The sequence below is a fragment of the Deltaproteobacteria bacterium genome (genome assembly GCA_016219225.1).
Taxonomy (GTDB): domain Bacteria; phylum Desulfobacterota; class RBG-13-43-22; order RBG-13-43-22; family RBG-13-43-22; genus RBG-13-43-22.
This window is the reverse complement of record JACRBX010000107.1, coordinates 1-16,105: the sequence shown is the minus strand read 5'-3', so window position 1 is coordinate 16,105 and position 16,105 is coordinate 1. Positions and strand designations below refer to the sequence as shown.

Genomic DNA, 16,105 nt, shown 5'->3' with positions numbered 1-16,105 from the left:
TGCGTCGATTCAGCTTTTTATGGTTTAATTTCTTCACTCGAAATGCTCCTTTGGGCGAGTTATTTGTTTTTCGTGAAACTCATTATACCCGCTTAAAATGAGCATTTCGAGAACTTTTTGCACATTTTATCAATAAATCACGCTTGATTTAGGGTTAGTGGCTTGGGTCTTGCGGTATAAAAAGACCGGAATAATAACGGCCAGGGATTTGACTAACAAAGAAAAACAGCTTTATCGAAGGATAAGAAAGTGAAAGTATAAAAATTTAAGACCAGGAAAGAAGAAAGGGAATTTTGGGATACCCATGAGTCCACCGATTTTCTGGATGATTTCAAGCTTTCAAAAGACGTGGTTTTTGTTCGACCTAAAAAAGAAGTCATCTCTTTGCGCCTTGAGCCAAAAGTAATAAGGAAGTTGAGGGAATTAGCCGATAAGGAAGGCCTTCCCCCAACCACCTATGCCAGGATGTTAATCATCAAAGGAATTCGCCTTCAAACAAGCTAATCGGTACTGCTCTTCCTCTTGAGCGATATTATTAACCGCACAGAAGGGGTCTTGCGGATGGACTTCTTACGAGTCCAATAATCTTCTCTAAGGCTTTTTCAGGAGCTAAGCCTCTTTCAGCCCGAGTCCGTGAAGAACAAGGTGTTCGGCTTGATCGGCGATGAGCTCAATATCGGTCTTCCTTTCGAAATCGAACCAATAGGTGGTCCAGGTGAGCATGCCGAGCACAAAAAGGGTCGCCCAGGAGGATTTGATTTCAGCATTTATTTTTTTGGCCTTCTGCAGTTCGACGATGGTATCCCGGAGAAGAAGGTAGTGCTTTTTCCATGCCTCCCGTATCTCTCGAAAATATTTATCTTTCATCGTAAGTGAGTCATGGATGAGGATCCGCAGTTCCGGGTGGAGGCAGATAATCTCTGTGGTGAATGTCCGGACCATAAAGGTCAGTCTCGTCAAAGGGTCCTCGATGGCAGCGGCCTTCTCCAGGTACGGTTTCAGAATAGTCTCGATCGATTCCAGATGAACCGATAAAAGAAGATTCCGTTTGCTTCCAAAAAAATGGTAAAGGGTGGGGCGAGTCACGCGGGCCGCGGCGCAGACCGCTGTTGTCGAGGTGGACACCGCATTCCCCTTTTTTAAGAGGAGATCCAGGGTGGTCTGGATAATTTTGGCTTTTTTCTTTTGCGAAGCCAGTTGTCTTTTTGTCGGGGGCATTTTCTTTCTTCTTCCGATTCGGATCAAATGTTCCTTTATTAGGCCAGGTTGCCTTTGGGCCGTTCTTTTTACGATCTATTTATTTTAATAACAGCGATGGCCGGTCCTGTCAAATCGTTTTCCTAAAAAAAATAGTTGACAAGTCTGTAAAGATTATATATTGGTTCCAATAAAAGTATACAGACTTGTATATATAATTTTTATCAAGGGGGGCTTTTCCTTCTCCCGACCAGAATATAAGGAGACCATTATGGCTGTATTTTATCGAAGATTGCCCCGTTTCCGGTACACGGCCCCCGGGACACTCGAAGAGGCCTTGGGCCTGCTCAATGATCAGAAAGGCGCCACAAGGCTTTTAGCCGGTGGCACCGACCTGATCCCGCAACTCAAACGACGAGGGACGGTCTTGCCCGAAACAGTCGTTGACTTGAAGGGGATTCCCGGACTGGCTGCGGTTTCCTATGACGAGAGGAGCGGCCTCCGAATCGGTGCTTTGACCACCATCAATACCGTTTCCCGGACCCCCGTTATTCAAAAACGTTTTTCGATTCTGGCTCAAGCGGCCGCTACCATGGCCTCGCCCCAGGTCCGAAACCGGGGGACCTTTGCCGGGAATATCTGCACGGCCGTCCCCTCGGCCGACAGCGCCCCGGCACTCTTATCCCTGGAGGCCCAAGTCAGGTTGAGAGGAGCCGGCGGTGAGCGGATTGTCCCCCTTGATGGCTTTTTCATCGGGCCTCGTCGGACCGTGGCTGAACCGGACGAGATCCTTCAAAGCATCCTGGTCCCTTCCCCGGAGGAGGGCTGCCGTGGAATTTATTTAAAACTTTCTCCACGCCATTCCATGGATCTGGCGATCGTCGGGGTGGCCGCCACCGGGGTGGCGGAGGCTGGGTCTTGTAAAAAAATATGCCTTGCCCTGGGGGCCGTGGCTCCCACGCCCATTCGGGCCAGGCAGGCTGAAGTCATCCTTACAGGGCAAAGGCTCAACCCGGAGGTTATCGAGGCAGCGGCCCGGATGGCCATGGAAGAATGCCGCCCCATCGATGATCACCGGGCCTCGGCCGATTATCGCCGTGACATGGTTTATATGCTGACCAGGCGGGCCATCAATCAAATTTTTCCCTCGGTTTGAAGGAGGTTCAGATGAAACGGATACAGTTAAAGGTAAACGATAAGGATTACGAGTTGGAGGTTAAGCCGTCAGCCACCCTGCTTGAGACCCTCCGGGAGGACCTGGGGTTAACCGGTACCAAGGAAGGCTGCGGGGTGGGTGAATGCGGGGCCTGCACGGTCATCCTGGAGGGAGAGGCGGTCAATGCCTGTCTGGTTCTGACCGCTGAGATCAACGGAAAATCGGTCCAGACCATCGAAGGGCTGGCCGACGGCGGGAAGCTCCACCCTATTCAGCAGGCCTTTCTGGAGGTGGGCGGGATGCAGTGCGGATTTTGCACCCCCGGGATGGTCCTGTCTGCCAAGGTATTGCTGGACCGGAATTCCAATCCCACGGACGAAGAAATCCGGAAAGGACTGGAAGGTAATTTTTGCCGATGTACCGGCTATACCAAGATTATCGAATCGGTCAAAGCCGCTGCCGGGCAGATGGGGAGGTGAGCACTATGGAAGAATACACGGTTATCGGGAAAAGGGTGCCGAGGAAAGATGGTCGGGAAAAGGTTATGGGTGAGGCCAGGTATGCGGCCGACTACACCATGCCGGGCATGCTCTGGTGCAAGATTGTGCGGTCTCCTTTCGCTCACGCTAAAATTCTCCATATAGACATCAGCCGGGCCGAGCGGCTTCCGGGGGTGAAAACGGTAATAACCGGGAAAGATTTTGGGGGCTGGACCTGGGGGTTCATGGCCAATACCCGGGACGAATCGCCCCTGGCCACCGATAAGGTGCGCTACCGCTATGAGGCCGTGGCCGGGGTAATCGCCATTGACGAAGAGACAGCCGAAGAGGCCTGTGATCTGATCCGGGTCGACTACGAGGAACTGCGGGGGGTTTTTGACCCCGAAGAGGCCATGAAGGAAGGCGCACCGGTGATTCACGACTACCGTCCGAACAACATCAGCGTGGAATCGCACTGGAATTTCGGGGACGTGGAAAAGGCCTTTCAGGATTCCTTCCTGGTCCGGGAAGACCGGTTTGAGACCGGTAAAGTGATCGTAGGCTTTTTAGAGCCGCCGGCCTCGGTGGCCTACTTTGATCCGGCCGGTTCGATCACCGTCTGGCCGGCCAAACAGAGCCCCTACTTTCATTACCGTCATCTGGCGGCTTGTTTTAAACTGCCTCTCAGCAAGGTCCGCATCATACAGCCTTTCATCGGGGGAGGGTTTGGCGGAACGAAAAACGATTCCCTGGCCGGGGATTTTTGCGCCGTCCTGGGATCCAAGCTGACCGGGAAACCAGTCAAATTCGTTTACAGCCAGGAGGAAGTCCTCAACACCTGCCGGCGAAGGCATAACATGATCGTCCATAATAAAATGGGGATGACCCGGGACGGGTTGCTGACCGCCATCCACAGCCGGGTTGTGGCCAACGGTGGGGCCTACACGGCCATCAGCCCCCTGACCATGTACCTGACCGGATTTGCCACCACCATACCCTATAAGCTTCCGGCCTACAAGTATGACGCCTGGCGGGTTTTTACCAACAATCCCATCTCGGCGGCCATGCGCGGCCACGGCATCACTCACACCCGTTTTGCCTGTGAACTGCAGATGGAGATGATGGCCGAAGAACTGGGAATAGACCTAGCGGAGATTCGGTTACGAAATGCCATTGCGAACCCCAAACGGGGTGAGGTCTACCAGACCATCAACGGTGTGATCTTGAAGACCTGCGGGATCAAGGAGGCCCTCGAAATCGCCGTGCAGGACCCACTCTGGGCAGAAAAGGACAAGACGCCAAAGCATCAAGGCCCGGTCTCCTATGGTGTGGGCCTGTCCGGCACCTCCTACTTAGGGGGAGCCAGGCAGCTCGGCCACCAGTCTTGCGGGGCCGTGGTGCGGATCTGTGAAGACGGCTCAGTCAACCTCCTTACCGGAGCCACCGACTGCGGCCAGGGATCGGATACGGTGCTGACCATGATTGTGGCCGAGGAACTGGGGGTGCGCTATGAAGATGTGGCCATCCAACGGGTGGATTCGGCCTATACCCCGGTCGATCCCGGGAGCTATGGAAGCAGGGTTACGGTCCTGGCCGGACAGGCCACCCGCAAGGCCGCCCTGGACGCTAAAAAGCAATTACTGGAGGTCGGGGCAAAGATCTGGCAGGTAAAACCGGAAGAGATCGAAATTCGGAATGCCGAGGTTTTTCTTAAATCCGATTCGGAAAAGCGGATGTCCTTTGAAAAACTGGTCAAGATCGCCTGCTACGAAGGCTCCGGCGCGGTCATTCTTGGCCGGGGATACTCCGGGTATGGCATAGAACCACTCGATTTCAATACCGGCACAGGAAACGGTGGGACCTCTTACAGCTTCACGGCCCAGACGGTGCGCTTAGGGGTTGATATGGAAACAGGTAAGATAGATGTGACCGATTTCTTCATCGCCCACGACTGCGGCCGGCCCTTGCACCCCATCAGCGTCGAATCCCAAAACGAAGGCGGGGCCGTTCAAGGATTGGGCCAGGCCATCTATGAAGGGTTTGTCATGGATAAAGGCCGGACCCTGAACGATACCTTCCTTGATTATAAGATGCCCCGCGCCACCGATGCCCCCAACATCCGGATTGTCGATATCATCACCGATGACCCCGATGGTCCTTTCGGGGCCAAGGAGGCCTCCGAAGGCAGTCACGTAAGCACGCCCCCGGCCGTGCTCAGCGCCCTTCACGACGCCACCGGCATCTGGTTCAAGGAACAGCCGGTGACTCCGGAGAAGATTGTCAAGGCCTTGAAAGAGGCGGGAAAGTGGGGGAAGTGAGATAGTCAACAGTGATGGGCTCGTAAAACTCGTCATTCCCGCGCAGGCGGGAATCCAGGCCATGCATAAGTAATTTAAAGTACTGGATTCCCGTTTCCACGGGAATGACGAAAATGGGCTTTGGATGATTTTTTGCGAATCCATCATTAGTAACAGCGAACAGGGAATAAACCGCTATGCCTAAGAAATTCATACTCAAAGAACTCTCCCGCTATAGCACCGGCATCTATGCCGATATCATTTACCGGAACGCCCTCCTTTATGCCGATGAGATGGCCATCAAATGCGGCGATGAGTCGATAACCTTCGGAGAATTCAACGATCGTATCAATGCCCTGATCCATGCCTTGCAGTCCATGGGTGTCAAGAAAGGGGATGTGCTCGGGGTCCTCTCCTGGAACTGCCTTGAATATCCCGATGTCTACGGCGCAGCCATGAAGTTTGGATTTATCTCCTCGCCCTTTAATCCGAGGCTGCAGGATGACGAATTGGATTACCTGATCAATTATTCAGAATGCAATACGCTTTTCGTCGGGCCGGAACTCGTCGACTTGGTGCTCCGCCTGCGGCCGCGCCTGCCGAAGGTCAGAAATTTCATCGTTTTTGGAAAAGAGGAAGTGCCCGGATTGACTTCCCATCGCCGGCTCCTGGAAAGTTATCCCAGGGAAGAGCCGGAGGTGGAAGCGGTTGAAGACGACCCGGTCTTTCTCTTTTATACCAGCGGGACTACCGGCCTTCCCCGGGCAGCCCTTTACACCTTTGACCGGGCCATGGACGACACCAGACGGTTCGTCATTGCCCTGAGCCTGGAGCAGGGCGATAAACAAATCCAGATTATGCCCCTCTTCCATGTAGGGGGAACCAAGAACTTCTGGGGCTATTTCTTTGTCGGTGGCAGCAATGTGATCATGCCTCAAAATTCCTTCGACCCCCGGGCCACCCTTCAAACCGTCCAAGACGAGAAGGCTACCGACATCCATATCGTCCCCACCCATTTAGCGGCCTTCCTGGCCCTGCCTGACGTGGACCGTTATGATTTATCCAGCCTGAAACGGGTGTTTTATGCCGGCTCCCCAATGCCGGTTGAACTTTTGAAACGAGGGATGGAAAAATGGGGGCCTATCTTTCTGCAGTTCTATGGAGCTACCGAAGACGGACCCAATACTACCATGCTGTCGAAGAAGCAGCACCATGCGGCCCATAAATCTCCGGAAGAGCAGAAGACGCTGGCCTCCTGCGGTTTTCCGCACATCGGGGTCCATGTGAGGATTGTTGATGACCAGGATCGGGATGTGGGTCCGAACGTTCCCGGAGAACTCATCGTTCAAAGCAAGGGCATTCCCAGGGAGTGGTGGCGCAAGCCGGAGGAGACCGCCCGGACTTTTGCCGGCGGATGGGTGCATACCGGGGATGTGGCCCGCTACGACGAAAAGGGTTTCATTTATATTGTAGACCGGAAGAAAGACATGATCGTAACAGGGGGGGAGAACGTCTACCCCCGGGAGGTGGAAGAAGTCCTTTATCAGCATCCTGCGGTCCAGGAAGCTGCGGTATTTGGCATCCCTGATGACTACTGGGTGGAAAAGGTTCATGCGGCGATCGTCTTGAAAAAAGAGGCCACTGTGACCGTTCAGGAGGTTATGGACTTTTGCAAGGAAAAACTGGCCCGCTACAAAGCTCCCAAATCAATCGAATTCTTAGGGGCCCTCCCGAAGAACCCATCCGGAAAAATACTGAAGCGGGAGATGAGAGACCAATATTATGCGGGAAAGGACAGAAAGGTATAGGGGGGATGGGGTACCACAAAGCGTGAAAAACCAAATATCGAATACTGATTAGTATTAAAAAAAGGAGGAGATTATGGGCAAGAAAACGTGTCTTTGGGGGATGGTTCTTTTCGCAGTGGTCTGTTTTTCTATTGCCATGGCAGGGCCTTTACAAGCCGCACCGGCCATGAAAACCGTCAAGGTCGGGGTCATCAGCGCCCAGAGCGGCCCCGTGGCCTTTTATGGTTTGAGTGTGGTCAGGTCCATCGAGCTGGCGGCCAAGGATATCAACGAAAGAGGGGTCTCCGGTAAGGGACCGGGCATCCTGGTAGGAAACCAGCGCTATAAACTGGAAGTGGTCAGCTATGACGATTCCGGTGACCCGGCCAAAAGTGTGGCCGGCATGAGAAAGCTTTCCGAGATGCATAAGGTGCCGGTGATCTTCGGCCCCCTGGGGACCCCTCAAACCTGGGCCTGCCAGGAAGTCAACGTCGGATTGAACGTGCTCTTCGTCGGCATGTCGGCTTCTGATAAATCCCGGAAAAAGGGAAACCCCCTCTATATTCAGGAACGGGCCCCTACCGCTTATTTCGGAGACCCCATGGCCCAGTCTGTTTGGGATCATGGTTTTAAGAAGGCCTGTGTGCTCACCGATGTGAACGAGGCCTATGAATCCTGGGGCAAGCGGTTCAAACAAAAGTTTGAAAGCCTCGGCGGCCAGGTCCCCTGTTTTGAATCGGTAGATATCAAATCCACCACAGATTATCATTCCATCATGACCAGCTTTAAGGCCAAGAATCCGGATATCATTTTCATCACGGCCTACGAGGAACCCATGGCCCTGGCGGCCAGTCATGCCCTGGAAGTGGGCTACACGGGCAAGTTCCTTTTCAACTCCGAATGGGGTAACAAGGCCGAGAAGATCATCCCCCTCGACAAGCTGGAAGGATCCCTGGTAGAGGCCATGCTCTGGACCTATTACCGCAAGTATCCGCAACAGGACAAGAAGGGGTATCTGACCAACTACCTTAAAATGTATAAGGCCGCCTATGGAGAAGAGCCGGCCCTGCCCGGTCCGTGCATCCATGATCCGGCCTATATGATGGCCAGGGCCATGGAGATAGCCGGCACGGTCACCGACGCCAAGGCCATCCGCGCGGCCTGCCCTAAAGCGCTTCAAGAAGGCAAGTTGCCGCTGGTCTTCCCGAGCAACGACGTCTTGAAGAATGGTTTGATGGTAGGTGCCCCCGAGCTGCTCCTGGAAGTAAAGGGGGGACAGTACAGACTCCTGAAGGAATTGTGGATATCAAAAAAAGAACTCGAATAGTCCGCGAGAGGCACGGTTCCGTTATGATTGAGTTTACTCAATATCTGTTAAACGGCCTGTCCCAGGGATGTATCTATGTGCTTCTGGCTTCGGGGTTGACGATCATTTTCGGGATCCTCAACGTCCCCAATTTTGCCCAGGGACATCTTTACATGGTGGCAGCCTATCTTGGGTTTTACATGGTCACGTCTTCTTGGGTTGACTACTGGCTGGCCCTCATCCTGGCCAGCTTCGCCCTGGGGATTATAGGTCTTCTGGTCTACTTCCTGGTCTTCCATCCCATAAGAAGGGCGCCGGAAGTAAACCTTTTCGTGGCGGCCATGGCCCTTTTGATGATCCTTGAAGGCGCGGCCCTTTACCTGTTCGGTACCGAGACCAAATGGTTTATCGTCTCCTCCACCAAACGGGTCATCTCTCTGGGAGGGCTGGCCCTGCCCCTTCAGCGGCTTATCGTCATCATCGGAACGCTGGTGGTCATGGCCGGTCTTCAGTTTTTCATTAAAAAAACGGCCCTGGGAGCGGCCCTGGAAGCCACGGCCCAGCACCGCGAAGGGGCCTTGCTCTGCGGCATACGGGTGACCACTATCTCGGCCATGGCCTTTGTGGTGGGGACGGCCCTGGCCGGTATTGCCGGTGTCCTCATCGGCCCGGCCGTTCTGCTCATGCCGACCATGGGAATGGGTCCCCTGCTGGTGGCCTTCTCGGCCATCATCTTCGGGGGGTTAGGCAGCATAGGAGGGGCGGTGTTGGGGGCCATGCTCCTGGGGATCATCGAGAGTCTGGTTTCGGGATATATCAGCGCTACTTATAGTCTGACGTTTGTCTTCGGAATTATGATCCTGACGCTCCTTTTCCGGCCTAAGGGATTACTTGGCAAGGAGGTGTGGAGGCCTTGAAAAAAAATTTGTTTCGCCGATTTTGGGCCTGGTTTCTCGTTTTGTCTGCGGCCATTGTGGTTCCGCTGTTTGCTGGCGGATATCTGACTAGTTTACTGATACTCATCTGTATCTGGTCTATTGTGAGTATCAGTCTGAATCTTCTGTACGGCTATACCGGCCAGCTTTCCCTGGGGCATTCGGCCTTTTTAGGAGTTGGGGCCTATGCCTTCGGACTGTTGGCCACCAACCTGCACTTCGGTTTCTGGCCCTCCTTTTTGGGGGCCGCAGCCCTGAGCGGCCTCCTGGGCTTTCTGATCGGCATCCCGGCCCTCAAACTCCGGGGCCCTTATTTTGCCTTGGTTACCCTCGGGTTTGCTGCGATTATCGGCGTCATCGTCCTGGCCTGGGTCAACCTTACCGGGGGCGCCAATGGAATGGCCGGCATGCCCAGGCCGAACCCCCTGCCCATGCCCTGGGGAGGGAAGCTATCTTTTGACTCCTTGCTCAGTATGTATTATTTCGTCCTTTTTTTTCTGGTGCTCACAGCCCTGGCCGGTTACCGGCTGGTGCACTCCCTTCTTGGAATGACCTTCATCGCCATTTCAGAAGATGAGAATCTGGCCGAGACCCTGGGCGTGGATACCATGAAAAGAAAACTCTTAAGCTTTACAATCAGTGCGGTCTTCGGTGGGGTGGCCGGGGCCCTCTATGCCTCCTACAACGTGGTGATCAGTCCCGATCTGGCCCACTTTTCCAGGGGGATGGATGTCCTGGCCTATGTCATTGTGGGTGGAGCCGGAACTGTGGCCGGACCGATAGTGGGCACCCTCATGCTTATGGCCATACCAGAAGTGCTCCAGATCGTCCCCTATCTGAAGACCCTGATCAATGGAATTATTCTGCTGCTCTTTGTCGTTTTTCTTCCTGACGGCCTGGCCGGAGGAATCAAGACCTTTTTTATTACAGGGGAAAAATCCCGGGGAATGATGGTGCACTGATATGGCCTTACTTCAGGTTTCAGATGTGAGCAAGCGGTTCGGCGGCTTGTTGGCGGTCTCCGGGCTAACCTTCACCGTCAAGCAGGCGGAAATCATCAGTATCATCGGGCCTAACGGCGCCGGCAAGACCACGTTGTTTAATCTGCTCACGGGAATATACCGGCCCACCTCCGGAAAGATCCTCTTTGACGGCCGGGAGATCACCGGCTTCAAGACCCATCAGGCAGCCCGTCAGGGCATGGGACGCACCTTCCAGCGAACCACTGTTTTCGGGAGGGAGTCTGTGTTGGATAACGTCATGATCGGCCATACCCTTCACCTGAAAACAGGGGTCTGGGGTACCCTGTTTAGGACCGCCTTCGCCAGGCAAGAGGAACGCCGGGTGAAGGAAAAGGCCCGGGAGGTCCTTTCCTTCGTAGGGCTCTCGGAAAAAGAAAAGCTCCCAGCCGGCAGCCTGACCGAAGAGGCCCAGAAGAGACTGTCTATCGCCATGGTCCTGGCTACGGATCCGAAACTCCTCTTGCTCGACGAACCCACCGGGGGCGTCAATTTGGAAGAGATCGGAGGACTGATCGATCTGATGGAAAAGATACGAAAGGCCGGCATAACCATCTGCCTCATTGAGCACAAGATGCGTCTGGTCATGCGCATTTCCGACCGCATCATCGTCCTTAATTACGGGGTGAACATCGCCGAAGGCACCTCCGCAGAAATTGCCTGTAACGGTGAGGTGATCAAAGCCTACCTGGGGGCCCGTCATGTTGCTTGAACTTAAGGGGATCCGTACCATCTATGGGGCCTTTGAGGCCTTGCGGGATATCTCGCTTACCGTGGACACCGGAGAAGTAGTGACCCTGCTCGGAGCCAATGGAGCGGGGAAGACCACCCTTTTGAGGACCATATCGGGGCTGGTGTCGCCGGCCAGAGGCCAGATCCGGTATGACGGGCAAGGGATAAATAAGATCACTCCTGATGCCATGGTTAAAAAAGGGATTTCCCACTGTCCCGAGGGAAAGATGTTATTCCCGGAAATGACGGTCCAAAAAAATTTGGAGATGGGGGCCTATTGCCGCCGGAAGGATCGCCGTCTGGTGGAAAGGTTGCAAGAAGAAGTTTTTGACCTGTTCCCTCGATTGAAAGAAAGAAGGAAACAGGCGGCCGGAACGCTATCCGGTGGCGAGCAGCAGATGGTGGCCATCGGCCGGGCACTTATGTCCGGTCCCAAGCTGCTCATGCTTGATGAACCGTCATTAGGGCTGGCGCCGCTGGTGGTGATGAACATCATGGATGCCCTGGCCCGTATCCGCGAGCGCGGCACCGCCATCTTGCTGGTCGAGCAAAACGCCGCCGAATCCCTGCGGATCGCCGACCGCGGCTATGTGCTCGAGCATGGGGAAGTGGTCCTGACAGGCAGCAGTGAAAGCCTGATGGGAAATGAAAAAGTGAAACAGTCCTACCTGGGAACATAATTTGATTGCGGATTTCGGAATTCGGATTGCGGAATTTGAAAAGAAAATCAATTTTCATCCTTCGTGGTGTCCTTTGGGCATGTGAATTAATATGAAAAACAAGATAAAAACCACCATTCATATTCCGGAAATACCCCCGGAGGTTGAGATGGAGTCCGGGTCCCTTCATGACCTGCTCGCTAACCTTTTAGGCCGATCGCACTTTGCCGGCCAGATTAAGGACCCCAAGACCGGAGAGCTGGCCCTGGAGGATTTTTTCGAGGTCCGTTTAAACAACGTACCATATTATTCCCTCTCGCGAGGTCTGAATACCGAACTTCGTGAAGGAGACCAGGTCACGATATCATTGATCCTTCTGGGGGGCGGATAGATTCTTAAATTTGGACGCAGATTTTCGCCGATACCCGCAGATAATTTTTATTAGCTCTTTTATATTAAAAATCTTGGCAACCTGCGTTCATCTGCGTCCAAAATGAAAATTCCAACATCCGCATCCAATATCCAATAATGACGGATCTATAGAAAGGAGAAACCCATGCAATTCCCATTTACCAAAGATCAAATGGAGTTCCGCAGCCATATCGCCCGCTGGGTGGATGAACGATTAGTGCCGGTGGCCGATGAGTTGGACCGCCGCAACGAGTTTCCCCGAGAGCTGTTCCGTGAGTTGGGAGAGTTGGGCTACTACGGCATCCACTACCCCGAAGAATACGGCGGCAGCGGTCTGGACAGCCCCAATATTTATTACACCATCTTTCTCGAAGAGCTGTCCCGGGGCTCCATGGGACTTTCCACCCCGGTGTGCATGCATGCTTCCACGGCCACACACACCATTTACAAGTGGGGGAGCGAAGAGTTGAAACAAAAATATCTGGTGCCGGCCATCAAAGGCGAGATGGTGGGGGCCTTCGCCATCACCGAGCCCAACTCAGGGTCCGATGCAGCCTCTATTCGCACCAGGGCCGAACGCCGGGGCGACCACTATGTGCTTAACGGCAGCAAAATATTCATCAGCAATGGTACCTGCGCTGATTTCATCACCGTGGCCGCCAAGACCGATCCGGCCAAGGGACTCAAAGGAATTTCCTTATTCCTGGTGGACACCAAAATGCCCGGCTTCACCGTGGCCCGCAAGTTGGATAAATTCACCACCCACTGCGCCGACACCAACGAACTGGTTTTCGAGGACGTCCAGGTGCCCATCGAATATCGGTTGGGGGATGAGAATACCGGCTTTATCAACGCCTATCTGTCCCTGACCGTTGACCGTATCTTTACGGCCGCCCAGGCACTGGGCATCGGGCGGGCAGCCTATGAGGCTGCCTTCAAATACGCCCGGGAGCGGGAGCAATTCGGCCAGCCCATTGGCAAATTCCAGGCTGTGCAGTTCAAGCTGGTGGACATGCTGACCATCCTGGAACAGGCCGAGCTTTATGTCTACCATGCCGCGGCCATGGCCGACCGCGGTGAGCCCATCACCCGCGAAGCGGCCATGGCCAAGATCATCGCCGCCGATGGCGTCAACCTGATCTGCCAGAAGGCCGTGAACATCTTCGGGGGCTACGGCCTGATGACCGAATTTCCGGTCCAGCGTTATCTCCGGGACTCTTATTTTCCCATGATCGGCGGGGGGACCAGCGACATTATGCGCATTGTGGCCGCTAAGCAGTTGGGTCTTTAACGATAAGCGTCACGGAGGAAGACCGGCGATGGCAACGTTATCCGAACCATGATCGGTGTCGGCATCAACTATAAAGTAGCCGACAGCTTCTACGTGATTCCGGAATTCACGATGTATGATTAGGGCCAGAAACCCAACGATGCTGCCAAAACCGACCTGGGCGTTGAACCGGTCCCCATTCAGCCGGTTTCAAAGCGGATCCCCTGGGCCAGGGGGAGTTTTTTCCCGGACCAGTTGATCAGGGGAGGTTGACGTTGTTTATAGATTGCATAACTCCCTTTAATATCTCCCATGAAACTAAAACCAATGCGGAATGATGGAATCCCGGGGTCGATTCTTTTAAATTGACCATTGAGGTAATGAATTTTGCTTAAGTCAGGGGCAGGCTTTTGGCTCTATTTCAGGGCAATCTTGACAGCCATTGAAAGGCGGGGACGGTGAGGATGGACTGGGGGCCATTGGAAAAAATGCGGAAATTTTCTCCTTCGTTACTGAGCTGGACAGCCGGGACAGCCAGTACCTTTTGGAAAATTTTAAGGGATTTAAACCTTCTTGTCCCTTTCTTTTTGCCAATCGAAATATTTTTTTAATGCTTCTTTGTTTATTTCTTCCACCGTTTTATTTCTTTTCCCTTTATGCAGTTTGTGTCTTATCTCGTGTAATTCCCATAAAATCCTATCTTCTTTTTTTGAGTAGCTGTTATTATAAGTTTCCATATTTAGCACCCCCAAAAATTTCCAAAGAGCCGATTTCTATTATCGGATAACCATGGTCCATATTGATTTGATGAATTTTCCTAATCGGGTTCATACTTACGATATGTTTAAAATTCCAAGACGCCAAAGCAGCAAGACGGTTTACTGAGGCGATTGCTATATGATAAGCATCCTCAGGTTCTGAATAAGGGATAGCCCCTTTTTTCAAATAATTTTCTGCCAAGAGTAAAGCTTCTTCTGAAAGCTCAAGTACTCTCATGTTATAATCAAAAATGATCTCTTTGATGTTCTGTTTTTTAATACTATTTTCCATTTGGTCTATTTCTTCGACGGCCGTAACAGATATGTACAAATCATAAAAGGACGCTTCATTTTCAAACCATTTTTGAGTGATTATCTGCCTAACAGGCTTGGATGTGTCATATAACGCGCTTGGAACGGAGGTGTCGAGATAGAGTTTTATCTTTGGTTCCCCCCCAGTATTATCCATCAGAATCCTTTTATAAAGAGAGAAATATATCCAATCGTGAATATTATACTGCAATCTTTGGCAAAATTGCAAGCAAGTTCCGATCCTAATGGGAATTTATCGTCTAAAATCTTGACAAAGTCAGGGGCAGGCTTTTGGCTCTATTTCAGGGCAATCTTGACAGCCATTGAAAGGCGGGGACGGTGAGGATGGACTGAGGGCCATTGAAAAAAAATGCGGAAATTTTTCCCTTCATTACTGAGTTGGACTGCCGGGATGGTCAAAGCCTTTTGGAAAATTTAAAGAGATTTGGAGGGCGGCTGGTCGGCGAACTAATTGATCTGAAGTTTAATGTTACCCATTTTTCTGGCAAAAAAGCGGCATCGGCAGACTGGAAAGAAACGTCAGGTAGCTTTTGGCGGGTCTATTGCCGGCTTATTTTCAAAGTGCGTCAGTTAATAACCAGAGAGAAAAGGGAATGGCGGTTATTTTTATCCTTATGGCTTCAGAAACCTTATGGCCTTTTTTATGATAAAATCACATTCGTATCTTTCTTCATGGCAGGGAAACTATATACGATATCTTCCTTAATGTAAAGAAGATTTGTTAGGTCCGGGGAATGATCCCCATTGAGAGATTTGAAATAGGGCACACAAGGGCGTTATGGGCCGGGCGGTTTTTCTTGGCGCCCTCGGCCTGCTCAAAAGAAGCGGACGAGAATCATTGCGGGTTCAGCCGGTTTCAAAGCGGATCCCCTGGGCCAGGGGAAGGTCCCCGGACCAGTTGATGGTGCAGGTTTGACGCCGCATATAAACCTTCCAAGCATCGGAACCGGCCTCCCGGCCGCCGCCGGTTTCCTTTTCTCCGCCGAAGGCCCCGCCTATTTCGGCGCCCGAAGTGCCGATATTGACATTGGCGATGCCGCAGTCCGACCCCTGAGGACTCAAGAATAATTCCGCTTCCTGAACGTCCCGGGTGAAGATGGCCGAGGTCAGCCCCTGGGGCACCCCGTTGTTGATGGCGACGGCCTCTTCCAGGGTATGGTAAGGGATCAGGTAAAGGATCGGGGCAAAGGTCTCCTCCCGGACAATGGGCAGATCGGCCCGGGTTTCACAAAGGCAGGGGCGGACATAGGTGCCGGTATCATATAAACCTCCGGAAAGGACCTCGCCCCCAAAGAGGATCCGGCCGCCCTGGTGTTGCACTTGTTCCAGCGCCTTTTGCATGGCCTTCACGGCTTCACGGTCGATCAAGGGTCCCATGAGGGTGGCCGCTTCCAGGGGATTTCCAATGGGGATTTGTTGGTAGGCTTTGATCAGGGTTTCACTTAGGGCCGGAAAAAGGCTTTGATGCACAATGAGCCGACGGGTGCTGGTGCAGCGCTGTCCGGCTGTCCCCACGGCCCCGAAAAGGATGGCCCGGACGGCCAAGGGCAGATCGGCATCAGGGGTTACAATGATGCCGTTATTGCCTCCTAATTCCAGCAGGGTCTTTCCCAGACGACCTTTAACTGCTTGACCGACCTGGCGGCCCATAGGCACGCTACCGGTAGCCGAAATCAGGGGAATGCGGGGGTCCCTGATCAGGGCCTCCCCGACGGTCTCCGCCTTGCCGATAAGGCAACTGAGCAAACCCTCCGGCAGATCATTTT

Annotated in this window: 16 protein-coding genes and 1 pseudogene; 13 read left to right on the top strand and 4 right to left on the bottom strand. The window is 53.0% G+C overall.

All coding sequences use genetic code 11. The features are described 5' to 3' along the window. Positions 1 to 264 precede the first annotated feature (264 nt). Positions 265 to 504 (top strand): annotated as a pseudogene (locus tag HY879_09895) (hypothetical protein). 105 nt (positions 505 to 609) lie between these two features. On the opposite strand, the gene HY879_09890 reads toward HY879_09895, so the two are convergent. Beyond that, positions 610 to 1,218: a TetR/AcrR family transcriptional regulator gene (locus HY879_09890; protein ID MBI5603657.1), complete on the bottom strand. Its 609-nt coding sequence runs from the start codon at positions 1,216 to 1,218 to the stop codon at positions 610 to 612. 250 nt (positions 1,219 to 1,468) lie between these two features. Here HY879_09890 and HY879_09885 point away from each other — a divergent pair, with 250 nt between their 5' ends. The 11 genes from HY879_09885 (at position 1,469) to HY879_09835 (ending at position 13,269) form a co-directional block, all read left to right on the top strand. Beyond that, positions 1,469 to 2,353, top strand: a complete 885-nt coding sequence (locus HY879_09885) for a xanthine dehydrogenase family protein subunit M (protein MBI5603656.1) — start codon at positions 1,469 to 1,471, stop codon at positions 2,351 to 2,353. 11 nt (positions 2,354 to 2,364) lie between these two features. Beyond that, a complete protein-coding gene (locus HY879_09880; protein ID MBI5603655.1) occupies positions 2,365 to 2,832 on the top strand; it encodes a (2Fe-2S)-binding protein in 468 nt (155 codons plus the stop codon). A gap of 5 nt (positions 2,833 to 2,837) precedes the next feature. Then, on the top strand, positions 2,838 to 5,150 hold the full coding sequence (locus HY879_09875; protein MBI5603654.1) for a molybdopterin-dependent oxidoreductase: 2,313 nt from the start codon (positions 2,838 to 2,840) through the stop codon (positions 5,148 to 5,150). Between the two features lie 176 nt (positions 5,151 to 5,326). Further along, positions 5,327 to 6,937, top strand: coding sequence for an AMP-binding protein (locus HY879_09870; GenBank protein ID MBI5603653.1), 1,611 nt, complete (start codon positions 5,327 to 5,329; stop codon positions 6,935 to 6,937). A 73-nt stretch (positions 6,938 to 7,010) separates the two neighbouring features. Then, positions 7,011 to 8,243: an ABC transporter substrate-binding protein gene (locus HY879_09865; protein MBI5603652.1), complete on the top strand. Its 1,233-nt coding sequence runs from the start codon at positions 7,011 to 7,013 to the stop codon at positions 8,241 to 8,243. 23 nt (positions 8,244 to 8,266) lie between these two features. Next, on the top strand, positions 8,267 to 9,139 hold the full coding sequence (locus HY879_09860) for a branched-chain amino acid ABC transporter permease (GenBank protein ID MBI5603651.1): 873 nt from the start codon (positions 8,267 to 8,269) through the stop codon (positions 9,137 to 9,139). After that, entirely contained in the window at positions 9,136 to 10,119 is a 984-nt protein-coding gene (locus HY879_09855) for a branched-chain amino acid ABC transporter permease (GenBank protein MBI5603650.1), read from the top strand. The genes HY879_09860 and HY879_09855 overlap by 4 nt, the downstream gene beginning before the upstream one ends. A gap of 1 nt (position 10,120) precedes the next feature. Then, complete coding sequence (locus tag HY879_09850) at positions 10,121 to 10,888, top strand: ABC transporter ATP-binding protein (protein ID MBI5603649.1); 768 nt, start codon at positions 10,121 to 10,123, stop codon at positions 10,886 to 10,888. Continuing rightward, positions 10,878 to 11,588 (top strand): ABC transporter ATP-binding protein, encoded by a 711-nt coding sequence (locus HY879_09845; protein ID MBI5603648.1) that lies wholly within the window; start codon positions 10,878 to 10,880, stop codon positions 11,586 to 11,588. The genes HY879_09850 and HY879_09845 overlap by 11 nt, the downstream gene beginning before the upstream one ends. Before the next feature lie 91 nt (positions 11,589 to 11,679). Then, a complete protein-coding gene (locus HY879_09840) occupies positions 11,680 to 11,958 on the top strand; it encodes a hypothetical protein (GenBank protein MBI5603647.1) in 279 nt (92 codons plus the stop codon). Positions 11,959 to 12,123: 165 nt separating this feature from the next. Next, a complete protein-coding gene (locus HY879_09835; GenBank protein MBI5603646.1) occupies positions 12,124 to 13,269 on the top strand; it encodes an acyl-CoA dehydrogenase family protein in 1,146 nt (381 codons plus the stop codon). Positions 13,270 to 13,811: 542 nt separating this feature from the next. On the opposite strand, the gene HY879_09830 is transcribed toward HY879_09835, so the two are convergent. Then, positions 13,812 to 13,985 carry a hypothetical protein gene (locus tag HY879_09830; protein MBI5603645.1) on the bottom strand — a complete coding sequence of 58 codons (174 nt, stop codon included), beginning with the start codon at positions 13,983 to 13,985 and terminating at the stop codon, positions 13,812 to 13,814. Continuing rightward, complete coding sequence (locus HY879_09825; protein MBI5603644.1) at positions 13,972 to 14,475, bottom strand: PIN domain-containing protein; 504 nt, start codon at positions 14,473 to 14,475, stop codon at positions 13,972 to 13,974. Before HY879_09825 ends, HY879_09830 begins: the two co-directional genes overlap by 14 nt. A gap of 203 nt (positions 14,476 to 14,678) precedes the next feature. Here HY879_09825 and HY879_09820 point away from each other — a divergent pair, with 203 nt between their 5' ends. After that, complete coding sequence (locus HY879_09820) at positions 14,679 to 15,050, top strand: hypothetical protein (GenBank protein MBI5603643.1); 372 nt, start codon at positions 14,679 to 14,681, stop codon at positions 15,048 to 15,050. Between the two features lie 135 nt (positions 15,051 to 15,185). On the opposite strand, the gene HY879_09815 is transcribed toward HY879_09820, so the two are convergent. Then, positions 15,186 to 16,105 (bottom strand): aldehyde dehydrogenase family protein (locus HY879_09815; protein MBI5603642.1); only part of this gene is annotated, 920 nt, incomplete at its 5' end.